General features: G+C 59.7%; 19 protein-coding genes. 16 read left to right on the forward strand and 3 right to left on the reverse strand.

Translation table 11 applies throughout. The features are described from left to right. Position 1: 1 nt before the first annotated feature. The 6 genes from ACM14_RS30695 to ACM14_RS31585 all read left to right on the forward strand — a co-directional run bounded on the left by ACM14_RS30695 (position 2) and on the right by ACM14_RS31585 (position 6,125). A complete protein-coding gene (locus tag ACM14_RS30695; protein WP_084027378.1) occupies positions 2-766 on the forward strand; it encodes an SDR family NAD(P)-dependent oxidoreductase in 765 nt (254 codons plus the stop codon). Between the two features lie 11 nt (positions 767-777). Further along, positions 778-1,428 carry a NeuD/PglB/VioB family sugar acetyltransferase gene (locus ACM14_RS30700; RefSeq protein WP_084027379.1) on the forward strand — a complete coding sequence of 217 codons (651 nt, stop codon included), beginning with the start codon at positions 778-780 and terminating at the stop codon, positions 1,426-1,428. A gap of 306 nt (positions 1,429-1,734) precedes the next feature. After that, the gene (locus ACM14_RS14565; protein WP_065346526.1) at positions 1,735-2,877 is read left to right on the forward strand and encodes an aromatic ring-hydroxylating dioxygenase subunit alpha; all 1,143 of its coding nucleotides are present in this window, start codon (positions 1,735-1,737) and stop codon (positions 2,875-2,877) included. A gap of 66 nt (positions 2,878-2,943) precedes the next feature. Next, entirely contained in the window at positions 2,944-4,176 is a 1,233-nt protein-coding gene (locus ACM14_RS31580) for a hypothetical protein (RefSeq protein WP_139093430.1), read from the forward strand. After that, positions 4,160-4,855: a purine-nucleoside phosphorylase gene (locus ACM14_RS14570; protein ID WP_065346527.1), complete on the forward strand. Its 696-nt coding sequence runs from the start codon at positions 4,160-4,162 to the stop codon at positions 4,853-4,855. Before ACM14_RS31580 ends, ACM14_RS14570 begins: the two co-directional genes overlap by 17 nt. Positions 4,856-4,871: 16 nt before the next feature. Continuing rightward, a complete protein-coding gene (locus ACM14_RS31585; protein WP_139093431.1) occupies positions 4,872-6,125 on the forward strand; it encodes a hypothetical protein in 1,254 nt (417 codons plus the stop codon). Positions 6,126-6,127: 2 nt separating this feature from the next. Here the strand turns inward: ACM14_RS31585 and ACM14_RS30705 are convergent, their stop codons facing one another. Together ACM14_RS30705 and ACM14_RS14575 are read right to left on the reverse strand one after the other, a co-directional pair. Beyond that, positions 6,128-7,291, reverse strand: a complete 1,164-nt coding sequence (locus ACM14_RS30705) for a DegT/DnrJ/EryC1/StrS aminotransferase family protein (protein WP_175403273.1) — start codon at positions 7,289-7,291, stop codon at positions 6,128-6,130. Further along, entirely contained in the window at positions 7,288-8,949 is a 1,662-nt protein-coding gene (locus ACM14_RS14575) for a hypothetical protein (protein ID WP_065346528.1), read from the reverse strand. Before ACM14_RS14575 ends, ACM14_RS30705 begins: the two co-directional genes overlap by 4 nt. Positions 8,950-9,335: 386 nt before the next feature. On the opposite strand from ACM14_RS14575, the gene motA reads away from it, so the two are divergent. From motA to ACM14_RS14620, 9 genes are all read left to right on the forward strand, one after another. Next, positions 9,336-10,196: a flagellar motor stator protein MotA gene (gene motA / locus ACM14_RS14580; protein WP_012202536.1), complete on the forward strand. Its 861-nt coding sequence runs from the start codon at positions 9,336-9,338 to the stop codon at positions 10,194-10,196. A 24-nt stretch (positions 10,197-10,220) separates the two neighbouring features. After that, positions 10,221-11,258, forward strand: coding sequence for a flagellar motor protein MotB (gene motB / locus ACM14_RS14585; protein WP_063327644.1), 1,038 nt, complete (start codon positions 10,221-10,223; stop codon positions 11,256-11,258). A gap of 124 nt (positions 11,259-11,382) precedes the next feature. Then, positions 11,383-11,769 carry a chemotaxis response regulator CheY gene (cheY, locus tag ACM14_RS14590; RefSeq protein ID WP_012202534.1) on the forward strand — a complete coding sequence of 129 codons (387 nt, stop codon included), beginning with the start codon at positions 11,383-11,385 and terminating at the stop codon, positions 11,767-11,769. Positions 11,770-11,779: 10 nt separating this feature from the next. Continuing rightward, positions 11,780-12,394, forward strand: coding sequence for a protein phosphatase CheZ (locus ACM14_RS14595; protein WP_012202533.1), 615 nt, complete (start codon positions 11,780-11,782; stop codon positions 12,392-12,394). Between the two features lie 220 nt (positions 12,395-12,614). After that, positions 12,615-13,790, forward strand: a complete 1,176-nt coding sequence (locus ACM14_RS14600) for a flagellar biosynthesis protein FlhB (RefSeq protein ID WP_013800346.1) — start codon at positions 12,615-12,617, stop codon at positions 13,788-13,790. Next, positions 13,787-15,886, forward strand: coding sequence for a flagellar biosynthesis protein FlhA (flhA, locus tag ACM14_RS14605; protein WP_012202531.1), 2,100 nt, complete (start codon positions 13,787-13,789; stop codon positions 15,884-15,886). The genes ACM14_RS14600 and flhA overlap by 4 nt, the downstream gene beginning before the upstream one ends. Continuing rightward, on the forward strand, positions 15,883-17,538 hold the full coding sequence (gene flhF, locus ACM14_RS14610; protein ID WP_034398017.1) for a flagellar biosynthesis protein FlhF: 1,656 nt from the start codon (positions 15,883-15,885) through the stop codon (positions 17,536-17,538). The genes flhA and flhF overlap by 4 nt, the downstream gene beginning before the upstream one ends. Then, positions 17,531-18,412, forward strand: a complete 882-nt coding sequence (locus tag ACM14_RS14615) for a hypothetical protein (protein ID WP_065346529.1) — start codon at positions 17,531-17,533, stop codon at positions 18,410-18,412. Before flhF ends, ACM14_RS14615 begins: the two co-directional genes overlap by 8 nt. 5 nt (positions 18,413-18,417) lie before the next feature. Then, the gene (locus ACM14_RS14620; protein WP_012202528.1) at positions 18,418-19,131 is read left to right on the forward strand and encodes an RNA polymerase sigma factor FliA; all 714 of its coding nucleotides are present in this window, start codon (positions 18,418-18,420) and stop codon (positions 19,129-19,131) included. A 213-nt stretch (positions 19,132-19,344) separates the two neighbouring features. Here the strand turns inward: ACM14_RS14620 and ACM14_RS14625 are convergent, their stop codons facing one another. Next, entirely contained in the window at positions 19,345-20,796 is a 1,452-nt protein-coding gene (locus tag ACM14_RS14625; RefSeq protein WP_034398015.1) for a PLP-dependent aminotransferase family protein, read from the reverse strand. A gap of 228 nt (positions 20,797-21,024) precedes the next feature. Between ACM14_RS14625 and ACM14_RS14630 the strand changes: the two genes are divergently transcribed. Continuing rightward, on the forward strand, positions 21,025-21,627 hold the full coding sequence (locus ACM14_RS14630; RefSeq protein WP_043822593.1) for a LysE family translocator: 603 nt from the start codon (positions 21,025-21,027) through the stop codon (positions 21,625-21,627). The last annotated feature ends 147 nt before the right edge of the window (positions 21,628-21,774 follow it).

Raw genomic sequence — 21,774 nt, forward strand, 5'->3', positions numbered from 1 at the left:
CATGAACCACGAGACTTTCACTCCCTTTCACCTGCATGACCGCCGCATCATCGTGACGGGCGCAACTTCTGGACTGGGTCTTGCTACAGCCTTAGCTTGCGCACGCATGGGTGCCCAGGTGCTGGGGATAGGGCGAAATCCAGAGCGTCTGGCCAGCAGCCTGCAGCAGTTGAAATCCATATCGGATAAGCCCCATGAAATGCTGCAGGCGGACCTCACCCTTGAAAGGGATCGTGAAAGATTGGTCGCACATATTGGAGGCCCGGTGCATGGAGTAGTGCACAGCGCCGGAATCTCTCGCCTGAGTCCCGTACGCATGATATCGGAGCAGCACCTCAGAGAAGTCCAAGCCATCAATGTCGATGCCCCAATGCTTCTAACGCAAGCTCTACTCAAACGGAACCTCATAAGCGCAGATGGTTCATTGGTTTTTCTCTCATCAATTGCGGCTCATATAGGGGTTCCAGGAGTAGCGGCATACTCAGGCACAAAGGCTGCACTAATAGCAATGGTGCGCTGCTTGGCCATGGAGGTTGTCAAGCGACGAATACGGGCAAATTGCTTGTCTCCAGCATTAGTTGATACACCACTACTGGAGGCGACAGCAACCGTAGTAGGTTCCATGGAAAAAGAGCGAGGTAACTATCCTCTCGGATTCGGCAAACCAGAGGATGTTGCCAATGCCGCAGTTTTTCTATTGTCAGACGCCAGCCGATGGATCACGGGAACTACCTTGGTGATGGATGGCGGACTAACCATTAGCTAATTTTCGTTAAAATGCAACATCCAGATACGCGTCGACCCTTATTGATTGTCGGCGCAGGCGGATTCGGACGTGAAGTACTGAGCTATATAGAGGATGACAACCCCATCTTCGCCGTCAAAGGTTTTCTTGATAGTCGAACAAATGCGTTGGATTCGACACCACGTAATGTGCCCATCATCAGCAACCCATTGACTTACACGCCCAAACCTGAAGAGGTATTTTTGGCTGCACTGGGAGATCCCCAGCAACGATTCAAATACACTGCAGCACTACGCGACAAGTATGATGCCGAATTTATCACTGTGGCTCACCCTCGCGCAAACGTAAATCGACACGCCCAAATACGACACGGCTGCATAATTACGCCTCATGTTGGAATTTCCGTGGATGTCAATATTGGTGAATTTACCCACATTCAGGAATACACCGTTATCGGACATGATGCAAAAATCGGCAATTGGTGCCAGATCAATAGCCACTGTACTATCGCAGGAGGCGCCCGGATAGGTAATTTTGTCACAATTCACCCGAACAGTGTCATTACCAGTCGCGCTGTTATCGGAGATGGAGTTACCGTTGGACCCGGCAGCGTGGTTATCGGAAAAATCCCGGCAGAAATTACAATACTTGGAAATCCTGCTCGACGTTTTTCATTCCGCTGATCATTGAATAAAATCACGCCACAATTATTAACAATATTCAAAACCTAAATATAAATCCAAACCTCTTATCATAAACAAAGGATAATACATCGGGATCTTAAAAATTCTGCATTGAGATAATGCGCTCATACATCCTAGCCCAATTACTCAGACCTCATTAAGGCAGATATTTTTTGATCTACGCCAAAACATCCAAACATCTTTGCATGAATACTTACCCAGACTGGATCAGCATTACGGCCACCCCTTCGTGGTCAACCTGTTCGCAACATCTTGCAACGACTGAGCTCCACTGGCAAATTCCTCATGAATTCCTCTATTGAATCGATTCCCGATCGCATCCCACCTCAGGCTTACTGGCTGAAAGAACAGCATGCGCAGGAATTGACAAACCTATTCCCTCAGGCTTGGCTATTTGCAGGATTGATGCTTGAGTTGCAGGGAAAAATGCATTATGGTGTTCGTTTAGGCGAAACCGAACTGCTACTGCAAGCAGACACTCAAGGCCATCCGCGCGCCTTCTTGAATGTGTGCTCTCATCGCCATGCCAAGCTATGTGAGCCAGGTCTGCACAAGGGTCCGATACGCTGTCCTTACCATAGCTGGGTTTTTGATCGTGAAGGCATTCCCACAGGGATTCCACAAAAAAAATCGTTTCCCATGGTCACAGCTGATCCTGAAAGATTCCGATTAAAGGAATTTTCCTGTGAGGCTGTTGGTCAGTTCGTCTTCGTACGTCTTTCCCCACAAGGCCCCTGTCTTAGAGAATATTTGGGAAATCAATATGAATTCCTTGAGCGTGCCAGTTCCGGGATGAATGGCGTGCTTGATGAATTTCAGGAAGATGTGACAGCCAACTGGAAGGTAGTTATCGAGAATTCACTAGAGGGCTATCATGTCCCCGCAGTGCACAATCGCACCTTCGGCCAGATAGATGGCATGAGCCAGGAGGAGCAGGCACCAGTCTTTTTTCTAGATGACCCCCTGCACACTCATCTGGAGCATACAGCCAATCCCGACTGGGTCGCCCGGTTTACGCGCTTGGGCACGAAAATAGGTCAATGGCCATGGCGCTTTGAGCACTATACGCATCACTTGATTTTCCCTAACCTCACCGTCACCTCATTCATGGGGTACAGCTTTCATGTGCAGCGCTTCGACCCTATCTCAGCCAGTCGCACGCGAGTGCACTCACGCACAATAGGTGTTGGCTTCAGCAACAGCACCGAGGTAGGAGCAAAGATGATGGAGCGCATTTATTCAGATAGCCATGATTTCACACATAAGGTTTTTTCTGAGGATGGCGAAATCTGCAACAAGATACAGCAAGGCGTGCAGCAGGCTACGCAATATGCAGTTCTTGGACAAGGAATTGAAGATCGGGTAGCTCACTTCCAGAGAGCATATTGCTTTGCAATGAAAAAAAACAATATGCAACCCAGCAATTAATATCTAAGACAGCACACGATCTTTACATCATCACATAGACATCAGTATCAACAAAATTATCAAACTATGATTTATGGTCTTATTCCAATAGGTGGCCAAGGCAGCAGGCTAGGCTTGCCATACTCCAAAGAAATGCTGCCTCAGAAAAATTACGGATTTTATAATCCTGTATCGAATCATCTTGTGCAGAAAATGCTATTCGCAGGAGCAGAAAAGATAGTTTTCATACATGGAAAGAGCTTCAAACAAGATGTGGTCTCTTACTATTCTGATACGCAAAAATTCTCTCATATAGAGCAAAAAGATATTGGATTTGCACAAATATTAAGGGATTTTTATCTCCATACCCTTCCTGACGACAAAGACCAATGCCTTTTCGGCCTACCCGACAGTATCTTCGACGGCAATCCTTTTATGGAGATGCTGGGACATTCGGGGATCTGCGCAGGACTATTTACGACAACGGACAGCACCAAGGTGGATCGCTTAACACTTTGCGGAACCAGATTCGAGGTAAAGTCTCCCAAAACTGAGAATAACTCAGATAGATTCTGGGGTGTTATAAAATTTGATGGAATAGATCTAAGAAAATTCCATGAAGATGATGTATTCAAGAGAACTAAAGAAATCGGTGAAATAATAAATATATACGGATTTGATCGCACATATGAAAACAATTACATCGATATTGGAACCTGGGAAAACTATAACAAATATTTGTCCACAACAAATATTTCAGCAGACACCGAGATAGAAAAAAAATATCTCGCCAACGAGGTAGATGAAAATTCCTTCATCGAAATATTCTCTAAAGATCAAAGCTTCACATATGAGCACATCAATTCGGCAGATTATTACTTCTCGCCAAACAATGAAAAAATAGAGTTCATTAGGTACCGAGAGCAGCCAGCAGGGGCGACGTTCCCTTCTGACATCACTATCAAAGATGCCAACCCAAACTCATTAAATCGATTTGAGCTTGTCATACAACTATCAAAAGAGACAAAGACTCAATCCATATTGACATTTCTCAATCTTGTTGCATCTCAATTTGATTTCAAAATACAAAAAAACTGCCATATATTTACATCCAATGAGGCAGTTCTTGTCCTTTACAGTTTCACCGTACGCAATACGACCATTAAGCTGATAGAGATAGAATTATTACAAGCAGATTTCAATATCCTTGAAAAATTTGAAAACTTGCTCAGCGAACTAGATGGATTTAGCGTTGCCAATCATGTAAACACATCAAAATACAAAATGATTAAGGAGATGCTCAATGACACCACACAATGAAGCCAAGCCAGGAGATTATGCTGATACGGTATTGATGCCTGGAGATCCGTTGCGAGCTGCGTATATTGCGCAAAATTTCCTTGACAACTCGAAGCAGGTTAACAGCATAAGGAATTGTCTAGGATTCACGGGATACTACAAAGGGCACAAAGTATCCATTCAAGCCTCAGGAATGGGGCAACCTAGTCTTGGGATATACGCAACCGAGTTGTTCGATATTTATGATGTAAAACACATCATTCGAATCGGTACTTGCGGCAGTTTTCAAAAAGAAATTGAAATTGGAGACATCATTGTCCCAATGAGTGCCTCCAGTGATAGCCGGCTTGGTACCAAGGATTTCAGTATCGCACCTTGCTGCAGCCATGAACTACTGAATAAGTTCATGCAGGCCTCGTCCAAATATTCAAAGCGTGTTCACGTAGGCACATTCTTCGCTTCTGATAATTTCTACAATGACAAAACCGATTGGTGGCACGCCTACAGAGATGCCAATATACTCGGTGTTGATATGGAGACTTATTATTTGTATTTACTGGCAATCACTCGGAAACGTCATGCACTAACCATCAACATGGTTTCCGATAACTTCAATTACGAAGAAAAAATGAGTCCGCAGTCACGCGTCGAGCTGGCAAAGCAGTCAGTGGAAATACTTCTCGACGCCATCTTCATCTAACAAACTCACCCAAAAAATGGCAATCATTCAAGGAGGCCTATCCAGGCTGCATATCAGATACCCCAACATTGATCTTAAGAAAATAAAAATCATTGCATGGGGCGCTGGTCAATTTCTAAGAGATCTTTACCCTCTTGTTGGCATAAAGGCAGAATATACAATCTGCCCTCACTCAGAAAATCAAGGAAAGATAATCCATAACCTAGAGGTCAAATCACCGGATTATCTTCTCAAAAATGAAGATCCAAAAAGCGTTCTCATTCTAATATTTTCCGCTTCCTTTGTTGAAGTATCGCATCAAATTGGAAGTCTTGGAAATTTTCAATCCATCCCTGCAATCGAATACGGAACACAGAGCAATCACATTGCCGAAGAGCTTTTGCTACTTCAAAAAAATATTCATCTAGTCCCTCCCCAAAAGGAACATTACTCAGAGATAGGATTTTTCACTCAGGGTCCAATATTCGCATTTACGGAGCTTGCACTGGCCTATCAGAGATTCCAATACCCTAATGACTACCATTGCTTTGCGACAGATGCCGGCCAGTCCCCAGAAGCATTGAGCCGATGCGCAAGATGGGTAGATGAGATAATCGAAGTACAACTACCTGAGGTGCCGGGGCCGCTTCGCCGAAACTATATGATTCGCACAGCGAAGGCCGGCGCAGAAAATATCCAGAAAAAAGGCATAAAATACTCCGTCCGACTTAGAAGCGGAAACGTGGCAATTGGAAATGTCAGAAAATATATCCAAACAACATTCGGCCACCAAGGCAGCTATTTTCCCGGAAGAATTGGATTCCATATGGGTTGGACTATGCGAAATATTCCATTTCAAATATCCGAGGCATTTATGGTGGCGAGAGCAGAGGATATGCTTTCATTGTGGAGCATTGAAGAAGATCAGCGTCACGAGGACGATCCCAGCATACTCTTCTCACCGGAGATGCATCACTCCGACCTTGCGCGTTCCACGAATGAGAATTTCGTATGGTCTACATATGCCAAAAATATTGGATATGCAAACAACACAATTGAAGATTACCTTCTGTTCATGAGAGAAAAACTCGTCCCAGTAGAACCAGAATTGACAACCTACTCTTTAAAATACACTCCGCTATTTGGAATGGAATTTGATAGCAACATCAACCCGGACACTAAATGGTGGAATAATCTGGCAAACAACTCAGGGAATACCGAGCACAGGGTCATGGAGATTTTCAAAAGAAACTCCAGTATTGCAGACCACTACGCAAGAAGAATTGGCTGACATCAACCAGTACATTCTCTCCATGCCCGTTGAACCGCATTTAAAATCAATTGTCTCTGCTCTTGATTAATTCCCAAAAAAAATGGCAAACCCAACAAGGTTTTTGCTAGCAACTGGGAATTCTTTGTATTCAACGTAACAACAGAAGCGGATAATTCCGGCATATATTGCAGCAAGGGCTGATACCAACGCCGGACCATAATTCGCGCCTGATTGCAACAGCGCTCAAGAGAAATACGCACGTTCTCATCTGGCACTCGCACACATAGCAACGAAGGCGCTTGCAAAACACCCCCTGGCCCGGGTGTCTGCCAAGACAACTGCTGATCACAAATCTTGTCAAGTTCATTGACAAGCTCAGACTGTAGCAACCTCCTTTGAAACGCGTGAGCTTCCCACACTTGCAGTGATGCCAATCCAATTGCTGCATGGTACTCACTTAATTTGGCGTTAGATCCAATACAAGCCAGAGCACCCACAGGCAGATGCGAAGCAGGATCCAGATTTATTCCAAAATTAGACAGCTGACGCACGCGAGCAGCCAATCCCGGGCGAGTGGAAACGACAAGTCCTCCCTCACCAGCCGGTAAACTCTTGGTGGCATGCATGCTGAAAACCAATGTCCCATGTGCACCTTGCAACCACTGGCTGCCATAACCAGCCGCCGCATCGATGACCACCGGCAGACCGGTCTCTCGCTCGAACAATTGCCATGCCTGCATGTCCTGGGGCATTCCAAAAGTTGCCACCGGAAGTACGGCATCGATATGTGTTTCTGCACAGGCTGCCCTGGCAAGCTCGGGCGTGAGCATCCAGGTACTCGGGTCCACGTCTGTCAGCACAGGCACATGCCCCGCACGTACCACAGCTGTAGCTGTCGCTACAAAGGTAAACGCAGGCAGGAGAATACGGGAGCCGCGGGGCATAGCCAGGGCTTGCAATACCAGCTCCAGGCCAAGCGTCGCGTTTGCCACCGTGGTAAGGCCTTCTGCAGGGACATCGAAGCGCTGCGCGAACTCTGCCTCTAATTCCCGCACAAGCGGGCCAAAATTTGAATAGTGCCGCGCAGCATGCATGCGTTCCAGCCAAGGCATCAACACTTGAGGCGATGGCATGTCCGGCACCAGCAGAGGCACCCAGTCAGATGCAGTAGTTTGCTTGCTCATGCGAGCGCATCCGTTTGCTGCAGCAGAGCATCAAGGTCATGAGCAACCGAAAGTGCGTCTCGACTACCACGCAACCAGTTGAGCCACATGATACGAAGCGCCTTCTCCAGCTCCTGAACACGCGCCGAGTAGTCCATGAGTACGCTGTGCGCCAGACTTGAGCGTGCCCTTGATCTATGCAACTGGAGATGCTCTACATCATTCATGAGCCGCACAGCGGTCTGAACGTAGCTGTCTACGCTGTTAGCCACGTCGTCCCCAAACCCCAGTCCTTGCAGTGCGCGTGCAGTAGATGCATCCACCGCCCGCTCCGCATCCAGCGCCACAATCGGCAGCCCCATCCACAACGCATGCAAGGTCGTCGTCCCCCCGGAAATGGGCGAGGTATCCAATGCCACGTCGGCGATATGCCCCAGCTCCATGAAACCATCCAGCGGCTGCTGGTGCAGCACGGACACGCGGTCCAGCGGCATGCCGGCGGCCTCCGCACGCGGCTGCATGTGGGCTTGCGCGGCGTCCGGGTCCTGCTCCTTGACCATGATGATCAGCCGCGCGTCCTGGCGTTCGTGCAGGATGCGCGCCCAGACCGCCAGCATCTCGTCGGTGATCTTGGCGGAGTTGTTCAGGGAGATCAGTGTGGGATACCCATTGCGCAGCATGGGCGGCTCTTCGCAAAGGGGCGAGTACTCCGGCGGTGCGTAGCTGGCCATGCAAGCCAGCTGAAACAGGTTCTCGGAGTAATACGGCGCATGGCTGGGCGGCGCGATGCCGCCATCCACCAACCGGTAATCCATGGCCTTCATCCCCAGCGTATGCATATAGCCCAGCCAGGTCACCTGCACGGGTGCGGCGCGGCGGGCGAAGACTTCCAGGCGGTGGCCCAGGGTGAAGCCCGAAAGGTCCACCAGTACGTCAATGCCGTCGGCGCGGATCTGTTCGTAGAGCTGGTCGTCGGTCTGCTCGACCGCATCGTGCCAGTGCGGCACCAGGGCGCGCAGCTTTTCGGTCATCTTGTCGGGGCGGCCGCTGGAGTAGACGTGGATCTCGACGTTGTCCGGGTTGTGGTGCTCCAGCACGGGCCGCATGAAGAAGGCCACCGAGTGCTGGCGGAAGTCGGCCGTGACATAGCCGACCTTGAGCTTTTTGCGCGGGTTGCGATCGCGCGGGGGAAAGGGCTTGGCGTTGCGGGTCAGCGGATCGGCGAAGCGCCGGCCCCAGTCGCGCGCCACTTCCAGGGATTTGAGCGGATCGCTGCTGGTGTGCGAGTGGATGTAGGCCCGCGTCATCCAGTGCGTGTTCTCGTTCTTGGCGTGGCGGCAGGCGTCGTCGATCAGGTCGCAGGCCTCCTGCCTGCGCCCCGTGCTGAACAGGGCCAGCGCCAGCAGGCGCTGGGCGTTGGGCATTCGGGGCTCTATCTCCAAGGCCATCTGCAACGCTTCCATGGCCTGTGGCCAGATGCTCATGCGCACGTAGACAAAGCCGATGTGCAGCCAGACCTTGGAGTTGCGCGGGTCCCGGGCCACCAGTTGCGCCAGGTCCGACAGTGCCTCCAGGAACTGCGCGCGATCGACCATGGCGCGGATGCGGGTCAGCTCGCTGTCGATGCTGGGCGGCTGCGCAGCGGCAGCGAAGGCGTTGGCAAGAGGTGAAGATGGCATGGCGATGCAGCAGAGGAAGTATCAGGCCGGTCCGCGGTCGGCACACGGTAGGCCCGCGGTCCGTACGCTTGTGCGCGCGGTGACACAAAGAATAAAACTGTGCCGACTATCCTCGCATGCGCGCCACGCGATCCGCTATTAAGCGCCCGCCTTGCAAGACTCAAACAGGCACCGATTTGCCGGCCTTTTTGGGCTTTTGGCGCGCAGCGGCGCGTTTACACCTGCATCTCAGGGCTCTCAAGTATTGATGCCTGCGGTCGATAGCTTGACAAGCCATGGGTTCGTCGATGGCCGCCACCCCGCCACGGCCCAGTGTCAAAACAAGCGCGCATTTCCAAGCCAGTTCCGACTTTTCCATCGGGACACCTCTGACAGAATCCACTCCCATGCTTGTCATCATCGGATACATCGTCGCCTTCGGTTGCATCTTCGGCACCTATGTGCTGCACGGGGGCAACGTCCAGGTCATTCTCAAGGCCCTGCCCTTCGAGATGGTGACCATCGGCGGCGGCGCCATCGGCGCCTTCATCGTGTGCAACCAGCCCAAGGTGCTCAAGGCCACGGCCAAGGCCATCCCTGGCGTGATGAAGAGTTCGCGCTACACCAAGGCCCGCTTCATGGAGCTGATGGCCCTGCTGTACGAGATTCTGCAAAAGGCCCGCAAGGAGGGCCTGATGTCCATCGAAAGCGATGTGGAGGCACCCAACGAGTCGCCCATCTTCACCAAGTACCCCGAGCTGCTGGCCGACCACCATGTGGTGGAGTTCCTGACCGACTACCTGCGCATGATGGTGTCGGGCAACCTCAACTCCCACGAGATCGAGTCGCTGATGGACAGCGAGATCGAGGCGCATCACGCCGAAGCGCATGCCCCGGTCAATGCGTTGACCCGCCTGGCCGGCGCCCTGCCCGCCTTCGGGATTATTGCGGCCGTGCTGGGTGTGGTGAACACCATGGGCTCGGTGGGCCAGCCGCCTTCCGTGCTGGGCGGCATGATCGCCTCGGCCCTGGTCGGTACCTTCCTGGGCATTTTGCTGGCCTATGCGCTGGTGGAACCCATGGCCGGCCTGGTGGAGCAACGCGCCCAGGATGCCGCCAAGGAACTGGAGTGCATCAAGACCACTTTGCTGGCCAGCATGCAGGGCTACAACCCCGCCACGGCCATCGAGTTCGGCCGCAAGGTGCTGTTCTCCACCGAACGTCCCGGGTTCCTTGAACTGGAAACCCACGTCAAGGGCAAGAAGTAATCCTGCGTCCAGCAGCGTCAAGCCATGGCAGAGAAAAAGTTACAGCCGATCATCATCAAGCGCGTCAAGAAGACGGCGCATGCACCCCACGGCGGTGCCTGGAAGATCGCCTATGCCGACTTCGTGACCGCGATGATGGCCTTCTTCCTGCTGATGTGGCTGCTGGGCTCCACGGCCAAGGGCGAGCTGCAGGGCATTGCGGCGTATTTTTCCTCGCCGCTGAAGGTCGCGATGGCCGGCGGCGACGGTGCAGGCAACAGCTCCAGCGTGATTCCCGGCGGCGGCAATGATCTGGCCAAGGTGCACGGCCAGGTGCGGCGCTCGGAGGCGGCGGACAGCTCCAACCGGCGCACCAGCGTCGATGCAGGCCGCGCTGACCAGGCCCAGGTGGATTCCAACCGCATCAAGGCGCTCAAGGCCAAGGTGGACGCGATGATCACCAGCAATGCGCGCCTGAACGAATTCCGTTCGCAGATCCGCACCGACGTGACGCCCGACGGCCTGCAGATCCAGATCGTGGACGAGCAAAACCGCCCCATGTTCGACAGTGGCAGCGCCATGGTCAAACCGTACATGCGCGACATCCTGCGCGAAGTGGGCGCGGCCCTGGCGGGCGCGGAAAACCGCATCAGCCTGTCCGGCCATACCGATGCCGCCCCTTACGGCAATGCCGACCGCGGCTACAGCAACTGGGAGCTGTCCTCCGACCGTGCCAACGCCTCGCGCCGCGAGCTGGTGGCGGCCGGCATGCCGCTGAACCAGCTGGCCCGCATCACGGGCCTGGCCAGCAGCGACCTGCTGCTGCCCGATGATCCGCGTGCCCCGCAGAACCGGCGCATCACCATCACCGTGCTCACGCAGGAGGCTGAAAAGCGCCTGCTGGGCCACCGCGGACCTGTGACACGCAACGCCTTGCCGCCCTCATTGGCCGGCGGCAATGGCGGCACGGCGAATGCGGCCACCACCGAATCCGCAACCGGCGAGACCGCTGCGCAGCCCGCCGCCACCTCGCCTGCAGCTGCCCCGTCCGCGCCCGCGTCACCTGATCGTGTAACAAATTAAGGTTTGCGCCCGATGCTGCCGAAAAGCAGGAAAATTCCCACATTGCGCCAAGAAGGTTTCATATTGTTACCATCGCGGCGGATTCTTACCAGTACCGAGCACCTACCGACCGAAAGGGCCTCACGTGGCTAATGCCCTGCGTTTTTTGATCGTTGACGACTTCTCCACCATGCGGCGCATCGTGCGCAATCTGCTCAAGGAGAGCGGCTTTCCCGAAGCCGATGAAGCCGAAGACGGCGTCGTGGCACTGCACAAGCTGCGCAACAGCAAGTTTGATTTCGTGGTGACGGACATCAACATGCCCAACATGAACGGCTTCCAGCTGCTCACCGAAATCAAGCAGGACGACAAACTCAAGCACCTTCCCGTGCTGATGGTGACGGCCGAGGCACGCAAGGAGGACATCGTGGCAGCGGCCCAGGGCGGCGCGGCAGGCTACATCGTCAAGCCCTTCACCAAGGCCACGCTGGAAGAGAAAGTCAACCTGATCCTCAAAAAGCTGGGCCTGTAGGGCACGCGCCATGAGCAACCCGGATGTCCCCGACAGCGTCCACTACAAGGTGGGCGTTCTCACGCGCCAGCTGCATGACTCGCTCAACGAGCTGGGCTATGCGGACCGATTGCGCGGCAGCATGGGAGAGCTGCCGGACGCGCAAAGCCGCCTTTCCTACATTGCGCGGCTGACCGGAGAAGCCGCCGAGAAGGTTCTGAACCGCGTCGAATTGGCCAAGGTCCAGCAGGACCGGCTGGCCGAGCGTGTACGCGCCATGCGGGCACAGATGGTCGAGGACCCCGTGGCGGCCGTGGCCAAGGGCCGGGTGATGAACTTCCTGGAGGAAGTCGAGCAGGGCACGCAGCAGGCCGACGAGCACCTCACCGAGATCATGATGTCCCAGGACTTCCACGATCTCACGGGCCAGGTCATCGCCCGCGTGGTCTCGCTGGCCGCCGATCTGGAGGACCAGCTGGTGCAGTTGCTCATCCAGACCTCGCCCAACCCGCAGCAGACGGCGCTGGAGCCCCTGGAAAAGCCCAAGGAGCACCTCGCCGGCCCCGTGGTCGATCCCGAGAAGACGCCCGACGTGGTGACTTCGCAGTCCCAGGTGGACGATCTCCTGGCCAGCCTGGGATTCTGATCACCCGGGGGGCGCACGGCGCCTCCCCTCTCATTGCAGGGCAGCCTCTTTCGCTTGGGCGCAAGGGGCTGACTGCCATCTTCGCGGCGCCCTTGCACCATGCGGCTGCCGTTCCTCCCCTTGTGCAGACAGCACATAAGCGCCGCTTGAGCCCCGCTTATCGGGGCTTCGCCTGCCTGGCTTGTTCCGACAATGACGCAAATCCTTCCGTCATTGCGCCATGGACTCCAGCCAAGACAAAAGCCTTCCCGCCACCGAACGCAAACTGCAGAAAACGCGTTCTGACGGCCAGGGTGCGCGCTCTCGGGACCTGTCGCACCTGGCCATCCTTGGCACGGGCGCGCTGATGATGCTGATGGGCGCCGAGCCCCTGATCCAGCACCTGCGCATGGCACTGGCCCAGCAGCTGGCCTTCGACGCGCACACGGCCAAGACGCCGGCCCTGATGATGGAGCGCATGCTGTCCATGGGCAGCCTGGGCCTGAAGATTTCCCTGGTCGTTGCCGCCGTGACCACGGGTGCGGCCCTGGTGTCGGGCATGCTGGCCGGCGGCTGGATCCTGAGCCTCAAGCCCATCCAACCGCAGTTCAACCGCCTCAATCCGCTGTCGGGCCTGACCAACCTGTTTTCCAAGCAGCAGATGGTGACCGTGGTGAAGATGGTGGTGATGACGGCCATCCTCTCCTTCGTGGCCTGGAAGTTCCTGAGCGGCCATCTCGCCGAGATCGCCGCCATCTCCTCCCAGCCCTCGGCCATGGCGCTGTCCATGACGGGGCAATGGCTGGCCAGCGGCGTCGCCCTGCTGCTGCTGGTGGTGTTCCTGATGGCCGTGATCGACGTGCCGCTGCAGGCCTACCTGTTCAAGTCGCGCCTGAAGATGAGCCATGAGGAAGTCAAGCAGGAGCACAAGGAATCCGACGGCAACCCGCAGATCAAGAGCAAGATCCGCCAGAAGCAGCGCGAGATCGCCGACCGCGCCAGCGTCAACGCCGTGCCGCGCGCCGACTTCGTGGTCACCAACCCCACGCACTACGCCGTGGCCCTGCGCTACGACGAAAAGACCATGGCCGCCCCGCAGGTCATCTCCAAGGGCACGGACCTGGTGGCGCTGAAGATCCGCGAAGTCGCGGGCGCCCACAAGATCCCGGTGCTCGAATCCCCCATGCTGGCGCGCGCCCTGTACGCGCACGCCGATCTGGACCAGGCCATTCCCGCCGCGCTGTACACGGCCGTGGCCCAGGTCCTGGCCTATGTCTACCGCCTGAAGGCCGCGCTGCGCGGCGAAGGCCCCATGCCTGGCGATCTCGGCGAACCCGTCGTGCCCGCCGAACTCGATCCGCACCAGGGCCGCCGCGCGCCAGGCGCCGCCGCGACCACTGAAGGTACTGCTCCATGACGACGAATCCGCTCCAATCCCTGCAATCGATGTGGTCGAGCGAGAACGCCAAGTTCGCTCAGGGCCTGATGGCGCCGCTGCTGGTGGTGGCCATCCTGGCGCTGATGGTGCTGCCCATTCCGCCGTGGCTGCTGGACACCTTCTTCACGCTGAACATCGCCGTGGCGCTGATGGTGATGATGGTGGCGGCCTACATGATCCGGCCGCTGGACTTCGCGGCCTTCCCGTCGGTGCTGCTGCTGACCACGCTGATGCGCCTGTCGCTGAACGTGGCCTCCACCCGCGTGGTGCTGCTGGAGGGCCACACCGGCCCCGGCGCGGCCGGCGCGGTGATCGAGGCCTTCGGCCACTTCCTGATCGGCGGCAACTTCGCCGTCGGCCTGATCGTGTTCGCCATCCTGGTGGTGATCAACTTCGTGGTGATCACCAAGGGTGCCGAGCGTATCGCCGAAGTCTCGGCCCGCTTCACCCTGGACGCCATGCCCGGCAAGCAGATGGCCGTGGACGCCGACCTGAACGCCGGCCTGATCGACGAAAAGGAAGCCAAGCGCCGCCGCGCCGAGGTGCAGGAAGAGGCCAATTTCTTCGGCTCCATGGACGGTGCCAGCAAGTTCGTGCGCGGCGACGCGGTCGCCGGCATTCTGATCCTGGTGATCAACATCATCGGCGGCTTCGCCATCGGCATGATCCAGCACGGCCTGTCGGCCGGCCAGGCCGCCGACAGCTACATCCTGCTGGCCGTGGGCGATGCGCTGGTCGCGCAGATCCCCGGCCTGCTGATCTCGGTGGCCGCGGCCATGGTGATCTCGCGCGTGGGCAAGGAAACCGACATGGGCCAGCAGATCGCGCAGCAGCTGTTCATGTCGCCCAAGGTGCTGGGCATCACGGCCGGCGTGCTGGGCCTGCTGGGCGTCATTCCGGGCATGCCCCACGTCGTGTTCCTGTGCACGGGCGCGCTGCTGGGCTGGCTGGCCTGGATGCTCTCGCGCCGCCAGCAGGAACGCGCCTCCCAGCAGACCCAGGCGCCCGCACCCGTGGCCGCGCCCAGCGATGGCGAAGCCACCTGGGACGACCTGCAGCCCGTGGACCTGCTCGGCCTGGAGCTGGGCTACCGCCTGATCACCCTGGTGGACAAGGGCCGCCAGGGCGACCTGCTGACCCGCATCAAGGGCGTGCGCCGCAAGTTCGCCCAGGAAGTGGGCTTTCTGCCCCCGGCCGTGCATGTGCGCGACAACCTGGAGCTCAAGCCCAGCGCCTACCGCATCACCCTGCGCGGCGTGATGGTGGGCGAGGGCGAGGCCTTCCCCGGCATGTTCCTGGCCATCAATCCGGGCGGCATCAGCACCCCGCTGATCGGCACCCAGACCACCGACCCGGCCTTCGGCCTGCCCGCCCACTGGATCGACGAACGCCAGAAGGAAGCGGCACAAATGGCAGGCTTTACCGTGGTTGATTCGGAAACCGTGATGGCCACCCATTTGTCACACTTGATGCAAGTGCATGCCGCCAAGCTGATCAGCCGTACCGAGACGCAGCAGTTGGTGGAGCATGTGGCCAAACTGGCTCCTAAGCTGATCGAAGAAGTCATTCCGAAAATGGTGTCCATCACGACGTTCCAGAAAGTGCTCCAGCTGCTGCTGGAAGACTCGGTGCACGTGCGTGACATCCGCACCATCATCGAGACGCTGGCCGAGCACTCCTCGACCACGCAGGACCCTGTCGAGCTGGCCCGCCGCGTGCGCATTGCGCTGTCGCCGTCCATCGTCCAGCAGATCTACGGCCCGACCCGCGAGCTGAACGTCATCGCCATCGAGCCCGGACTCGAACGCCTGCTGGTGCAGGCCCTGTCCAACCCCGGCTCCCCCTCACTGGATCCCGGCGTGGCCGAGATCCTCACCCAGAAGGCGGCCGACATGGCCAACCAGCAAGAAGAGCTGGGCCTGCCTGCCTGCCTGCTGGTTCCCGATTCCATCCGCAATTCCATTGCCCGCCTGGTGCGTCGCGTGGCGCCGCGTCTGCAGGTTCTCGCCCACAGCGAGATCCCCGAAACGCACACCATCCGCATCGGCTCGATTCTTAAAGGTGCATCCGCATGAACATCAAACGCTTCTACGCCCCCACCTCCCGCGAGGCCCTGGCCAAGGCGCGCATGGCTTTCGGAGCGGGCACCCTGATCCTGTCCAACCGCAACACGCCCGATGGCGTCGAGGTCATGGCCACGGCCGAGGACACGCTGGAGCACAGCAAGGCCGCTGCCAGCAGCACGCCGCTGCAGCAGGCCATCGAGCGCCGCTCTGCAGAGGAAACCACGGGCCTGCGCCCGCAGGTGCAGGCCAAGCTGATCCAGGCGCAGACCCAGCCGCGCACGGCGCAGCCGGCACTGCAGGCCGCGCAGGCGGCTCCATCGCGTGCTTCCCAGGCAACGTCGTCGGCGATTGCGCAGGCCATCTCGCAGGCAGCCTCGCTGTCGGCAGACGGTGCCGAGCCGGCCGGCCTGCGCCAAAGCGTGCAGGAAGACACCGAACAGCTGGCCATGAGCACCCTGTCCTTCCAGGACTATGTGCGCGAACGCATGCTGCGCCGCCGCCACGAGGCCGGCGTTGACGAGCCGCTGCCCAGCTTTGCCCAGCGCCGCAGCCTGGGCGACGCCCTGCGCGAAGCACCGGCCGCCGCGCCCACGGCTGCACAGCAGCCGTTCAAGGCACAGCCCGCGCCTTCCGTGGCCCGCCACAACCCGCTGCGCGCCAGCGCCGAAGCGCCGCTGCGCGAGACCCTGCGCAGCGAGCCCGCACCGACCATGGCCTCCCAGGCACTGCGCGATGAGCTGCAGTCCGTGCGCGACCTGATCGAAGAGCGCTTCAACACCCTGACCTGGCTGGGCCAGACGCGCCAGAACCCCATCCACGCCAACCTCACGCACAAGCTGATCCGCGCGGGCTACTCCCCCGTGCTGGCCCGCGCCCTGGTCGAGCACATGCCCCAGGACCTGTCCGCCGGCGACGCCGTGCGCTGGCTGATGCAGGTGCTGGAACGCAATCTGCGTACCGACGCCGACCAGGCCCCGCTGTACGAGCAAGGCGGCGTCTTCGCCCTGGTGGGCTCCACCGGCGTGGGCAAGACCACGACCACGGCCAAGCTGGCTGCCCTGTGCGCAGCCAAGTACGGCGCCGCCAGCGTCGGCCTGATCACCCTGGACACCTACCGCGTCGGCGCCCACGACCAGTTGCGCTCCTACGGCCGCATGCTGGGCGTGGTGGCCCACCTGGCCCATGACCGCGCCGCGCTGCAGGACCTGCTGGGCCTGCTGGCCAACAAGCAGCTGGTGCTGATCGACACTACGGGCGTGGCTCCGCGCGATCCGCGCAAGGACGAGATCCTCGACCTGCTGGACCTGCCCGGCATCCAGAAACTGCTGGCCGTGAACGCGGCCGGCCAGGGCGATGCGCTGGACGATGTGATGCAGGCCTTCAAGGCGCGCGGCTCCAGCCAGGCCATCCTTACCAAGGTGGACGAGGCCGTGAAGCTGGGCCCGTCGGTGGACACACTGATCCGCCACCAGATGCAGCTGCGCGGCGTGACCAACGGCCAGCGCGTGCCCGAAGACTGGGAACGCGCCGATGCGCAGCAACTGGTCTCCGCCTCCATGCGCGCCGCCACCCGCTCGGCCTTCGATCCCAAGGCGCTGGACCTGGACTTCTTCTTCACCCCGTCCAGCCCCAGCACGGAAGGCGAGATCCACCATGCTTGAAACCTTCCCCCAGCTGCACCAGGGCCTGGGCCTGCACGGCCAGCCCGGCGCCGCCGCTCCCATGGGCCTGCGTGTGCTGGCCATGCTGCGCGACACGGCCAACGACCCGCAGGGCCTGGCCGAACAATCCCTGCTGTGGCCGGTCTGTGCCAGCCTGCAGCGCCTGGGCCTGCCCGTTCTGGTGCTGGACTCCAGCCAGGGCGAGTCCCCGGATGCACCGGGACTGGCACAGCTGCTGCAGCAAAGCGCCTGGCAGGCCCGTACCGGCCTGCACCCCGACCCCCGCCACAGCTCGGTGGCCGTGCTGCCGGCGCGCCAGGGCCTGGATCTGCTGCCCCAGCAGGCACGCCAGGCCGGCATGACGCCCATGCAATGGCTGCAGCGCCACGTGCGCGGCTACGCCATCGTCATGCTGTATGCCAATGCCGACACGCTGGCCAGCAACCTGGCCGGCCAGGCCGTGCACCCGCTGATGGTGCTGCCCGAACAAGGCACCCGCGTGCTGGGCTGCTACCGCCAGCTCAAGCAGTTGGCGGTGCATGCCGGCCTGCGCTGCCTGCTGGCGCCGCTGCTGCCCAGCGCCGATGACCTGGGCGTGACCAGCTACGATTGGCGCCGTGGACAGACCGGCGCCCGCAGCCAGGCCGAGGATGCGCAACAGCTGCAATCGCAGATCGACGCGCTGATGCGCTGCGCGCAACGCCACCTGGGCCATGCGCCGGGACTGCTGCCCGTGCGCCTGCACCATGCACCGGACTTGCAGCGCCTGGCGCTGCAACTGCTCAACCATGCGGGCAGCGTGTTGCCACATGGCGGCCAGGATCTGGCCGCCGGCTTCGCGCCGCTGCCCGCATCCCATGCCTGGAGCCACTGACTGCCATGTACACCGCCAAAGGCCAACTCGACCGCGATGCACTGATCCGTCGGCATGTACCTCTGGTACGCCGGATCGCGCTGCACATGATCGCCAAGCTGCCTCCCAATGTGGAGCTTGATGATCTGATACAGGTCGGAATGATCGGCCTGGCCGAAGCACTGTCCCGCTTCGAGAGCGAGCAGGGCGTGCAATTCGAGACCTTCGCCAGCCAGCGCATCCGTGGCGCCATGCTCGATGAGCTGCGCGAAGGCGACTGGATGAGCCGCAGCTCGCGCAAGAGCCAAAAGGACATCGAGCATGCGCTGCACCGCCTGGAGCAGCGCCTGGGGCGCACGCCGCTGGAATCCGAGATCGCCGACGAACTGGGCATGGACCTGGACGACTACCAGTCGCTGCTGGGCAAGGTGCGCGGCACGCAGCTGGTGTATCTGGAGGACATGTCGGGCGGCGACGAGGGCGAGGACTTCCTCGAACGCCACGTGGCCGACAGCGGCGCCGATCCCTTTGCGCTGCTGCGCGACCACCGCCTGCGCGTGGCCCTGGTCGAAGCCATCAAGGCCCTGCCCGAGCGCGAGCAGTACATCATGGGCATGTACTACGAGCACGACATGAACCTCAAGGAAATCGCCGCCGTGCTCGGCGTGACCGAATCGCGCGTGTGCCAGCTGCACAGCCAGGCGATTGCGCGCTTGCGTACGAAGATGCGGGCGCATTGACTGGAGGCACCCCCTGAGGCGCTGACGCGCCTTCCCCCTCTCTACCCGCTGCGCGGGGGAGGGGGACGACAGCCTCGCTGCGGGGCGGCCCTTGCTTGCTGTCCCTTGCTTTGGGCCTCGCCGGTTTTTGGCGCCGTGCGCCTGGTCTGATCTGGATTTGCGGGGCGATGCCGATCTTCTCCGCCGTCTCCCTTCCCTGCCCCATTCCCTTTTCTATGCGCTGCCGCGCATGGCCTGGACTTCGCGTTCGAAGATGCGCCAGAAGGCGGGTTCCTGCGTGGTGGCGAAGTTGATGCGCATGCAGGTGCTGGGCTGGCGGCCGGCGTGGAACATGGCGCCGGGGGCGATGAAGTAGCCGGCGTCCAGCAGGCGCTGGGCCAGGGTTTCGGTGTCCACGCCGGTGTCCACCCAGCCGAACATGCCGGCCGGCTCGGCCGCGAAGCGGGCGCCGGCCTGCTGGGCCAGTGCCACGCTGCGCATGCGGGCCTGGGCCAGGTGCTGGCGCAGGCGCTCGGCATGGCGGCGCAGCTGGCCCTGGTCCATGCAGTGGGCCAGTGCGCGTTCCATCAGCGAGGGGGTGGTGAGCGTGGACAGCAGCTTGGTGTCCACCAGGCGCTCCACCAGGGCGGGCGGGGGCGCCAGGTAGCCCACGCGCCAGTTGGGCGCCAGCAGTTTGGCGAAGCCGCTCACATAGATGCTGTGGCTGAGGCGGTCCAGCACGGTCATGCGCGCTGCGTGGTCGGGCGCGATCTCGCCATAGGTATCGTCCTCCACCACGTAGAAGCCGAATCGCCGCGCCAGCTGCAGCACCTCGTGGGCGCTGGCCGGTGACAGGCTGTAGCCGGTGGGGTTGTGCAGCACGCTCACGCTGACGTAGAGCTTGGGTGCGCAGCTTTCGCAGTAGCGCTGCATCACGGCCAGGTCCGGCCCGTCGGGGCCGCGCGGCACGGGCAGCACGCGCATGCCCAGCGATGCCAGGCGCGCGAATTCCACGGCCCAGCCGGGCTCCTCCACCATCACCGGATCGCCCGGCTGCAGCAGGGCGCGGCTGACCACGTCCAGCCCATGCGTTGCGCCCATGGTGGTGATGATGTGCTGCGGCGCCGCCGCAATGCCCAGGCGCGCCAGGCGCCGCGACAGCGCCTCACGCAGGCCGATGTCGCCCAGCGGGTCGCCGTAGCCCACGCAGGAGTCGTGCAGGGACTTGCCCGAGCAGGCCTTGCGCATGGCCGCCGCCAGGAAGCCGGCCTCCAGCCACTCGGCCGGCAGCACGCCCGCCCCGGGCTGCGGCCTGCCGCCCACGCTCTGGTGGAACATGCCGCGCACCAGCATGGAGGCATTGATGCGCGTGCCCTTGGGCACGCCAGGGGCCTCCTCGGCGGGGACCGCACGGGCCTGTTCGGGCTGCAGCAGCGGCGCATCCTGCACGAAGTCGCGCACGAAGAAGCCGCTTTGCGGCCGCGCCTCGACCAGGCCCTGGGCCTGCAGCAGGTCATAGGCGGCCACCACCGTGTGCGTGCTCACGCCCTGCTGGCGCGCGCATTCGCGAACCGAAGGCAGGCGTGCGCCCGCAGGCAGCAGCCGCATGCGGATGCGCTCGCCCAGGCGTTCGGCCAGCTGGGTGCTCAGGGTCTGCGGCGCCAGCCGCGAGAGGGGAACGGTCATACGGAAACGGGTGTGAACGGCTGCAAACGGCTGCGAAGGGGGTCACCAGAAAGTCACTGTATCGGGATAGGCACCAATACAGAACATGCAATTGAGGGTCCAACTGTATTGGCACTGTACAGGTCTTGCACCTATATTTCATGCATTCGTGCTGCGGAGAAGGCCTGCCGTTCCCTCCTCCCCAACAGCCCCTGCCGCCTGTATGGAGACCTTCGGGGCCACCGCCTCATGCCACCGTCCGAACTCACCGCCTTGCTGCTGCTCGCCGCTTCCATGAGCTTCAGCCCCGGTCCCAACACCACGCTGTCCACGGCCCTGGCCGCCAACCACGGCCTGCGCCCGGCGCTGCGCTTCGTCCTGGCCGTGCCCGTGGGCTGGTGCGTGCTGCTGGTGCTGAGCACGGCCGGCGTGGGCGCGGCCATTGTTGCGGCGCCGCTGCTGCTGTGGCTGGTCAAGGCCGCCGGCATCGGCTACCTGCTGTGGATGGCCTGGCGCCTGAGCCGCAGCGCGCAGATGGCTTCGCTGCAATCGCCGCAGCAGCTGCAGGTGGGCTTCTGGCAGGGCGTGGGACTGCAATTCGTGAACATCAAGGCCTGGCTACTGGCCCTGGCCATCGTGGCCGGCTGGCTGGCCGGGCGCGACGACCTGACCGAGCGCCTGACCGTGGTGCTGCCCGTCATGGCCGCCTATGCCTTTTTCAGCAATCTGCTGTATGCCTGCGTGGGCGCACTGCTGCGCCACTGGCTGGCCCAGGGACGCAGGCTGCTGTGGTTCAACCGTGCCATGGCGACCATGCTGGCGCTGACGGCGATATGGATGGTGGCCGCATGAGGGTCCTCCACCCACGCCCAGGCAAAGGCCGTACTGGCCTGCCCAGCTATTGAAGGGAGGATGCGCAGACCCTTCACGCCCGCGACAAAATACCCTCATTGCCGGCGCAAGAGCGAGCGCACTATCCGCACTCCGCTCTTCACATGC

The organism is Delftia sp. JD2, from assembly GCF_001682645.1.
Lineage (GTDB): Bacteria > Pseudomonadota > Gammaproteobacteria > Burkholderiales > Burkholderiaceae_C > Comamonas > Comamonas acidovorans.

Coding starts and splice junctions, on each gene's coding strand:
- ACM14_RS30695 (WP_084027378.1), top strand. CDS start 2: ATGAACCACGAGACTTTCACTCCCTTTCACCTGCATGACCGCCGCATC.
- ACM14_RS30700 (WP_084027379.1), top strand. CDS start 778: ATGCAACATCCAGATACGCGTCGACCCTTATTGATTGTCGGCGCAGGC.
- ACM14_RS14565 (WP_065346526.1), top strand. CDS start 1,735: ATGAATTCCTCTATTGAATCGATTCCCGATCGCATCCCACCTCAGGCT.
- ACM14_RS31580 (WP_139093430.1), top strand. CDS start 2,944: ATGATTTATGGTCTTATTCCAATAGGTGGCCAAGGCAGCAGGCTAGGC.
- ACM14_RS14570 (WP_065346527.1), top strand. CDS start 4,160: ATGACACCACACAATGAAGCCAAGCCAGGAGATTATGCTGATACGGTA.
- ACM14_RS31585 (WP_139093431.1), top strand. CDS start 4,872: ATGGCAATCATTCAAGGAGGCCTATCCAGGCTGCATATCAGATACCCC.
- ACM14_RS30705 (WP_175403273.1), bottom strand. CDS start 7,291: ATGAGCAAGCAAACTACTGCATCTGACTGGGTGCCTCTGCTGGTGCCG.
- ACM14_RS14575 (WP_065346528.1), bottom strand. CDS start 8,949: ATGCCATCTTCACCTCTTGCCAACGCCTTCGCTGCCGCTGCGCAGCCG.
- motA (WP_012202536.1), top strand. CDS start 9,336: ATGCTTGTCATCATCGGATACATCGTCGCCTTCGGTTGCATCTTCGGC.
- motB (WP_063327644.1), top strand. CDS start 10,221: ATGGCAGAGAAAAAGTTACAGCCGATCATCATCAAGCGCGTCAAGAAG.
- ACM14_RS14595 (WP_012202533.1), top strand. CDS start 11,780: ATGAGCAACCCGGATGTCCCCGACAGCGTCCACTACAAGGTGGGCGTT.
- ACM14_RS14600 (WP_013800346.1), top strand. CDS start 12,615: ATGGACTCCAGCCAAGACAAAAGCCTTCCCGCCACCGAACGCAAACTG.
- flhA (WP_012202531.1), top strand. CDS start 13,787: ATGACGACGAATCCGCTCCAATCCCTGCAATCGATGTGGTCGAGCGAG.
- flhF (WP_034398017.1), top strand. CDS start 15,883: ATGAACATCAAACGCTTCTACGCCCCCACCTCCCGCGAGGCCCTGGCC.
- ACM14_RS14615 (WP_065346529.1), top strand. CDS start 17,531: ATGCTTGAAACCTTCCCCCAGCTGCACCAGGGCCTGGGCCTGCACGGC.
- ACM14_RS14620 (WP_012202528.1), top strand. CDS start 18,418: ATGTACACCGCCAAAGGCCAACTCGACCGCGATGCACTGATCCGTCGG.
- ACM14_RS14625 (WP_034398015.1), bottom strand. CDS start 20,796: ATGACCGTTCCCCTCTCGCGGCTGGCGCCGCAGACCCTGAGCACCCAG.
- ACM14_RS14630 (WP_043822593.1), top strand. CDS start 21,025: ATGCCACCGTCCGAACTCACCGCCTTGCTGCTGCTCGCCGCTTCCATG.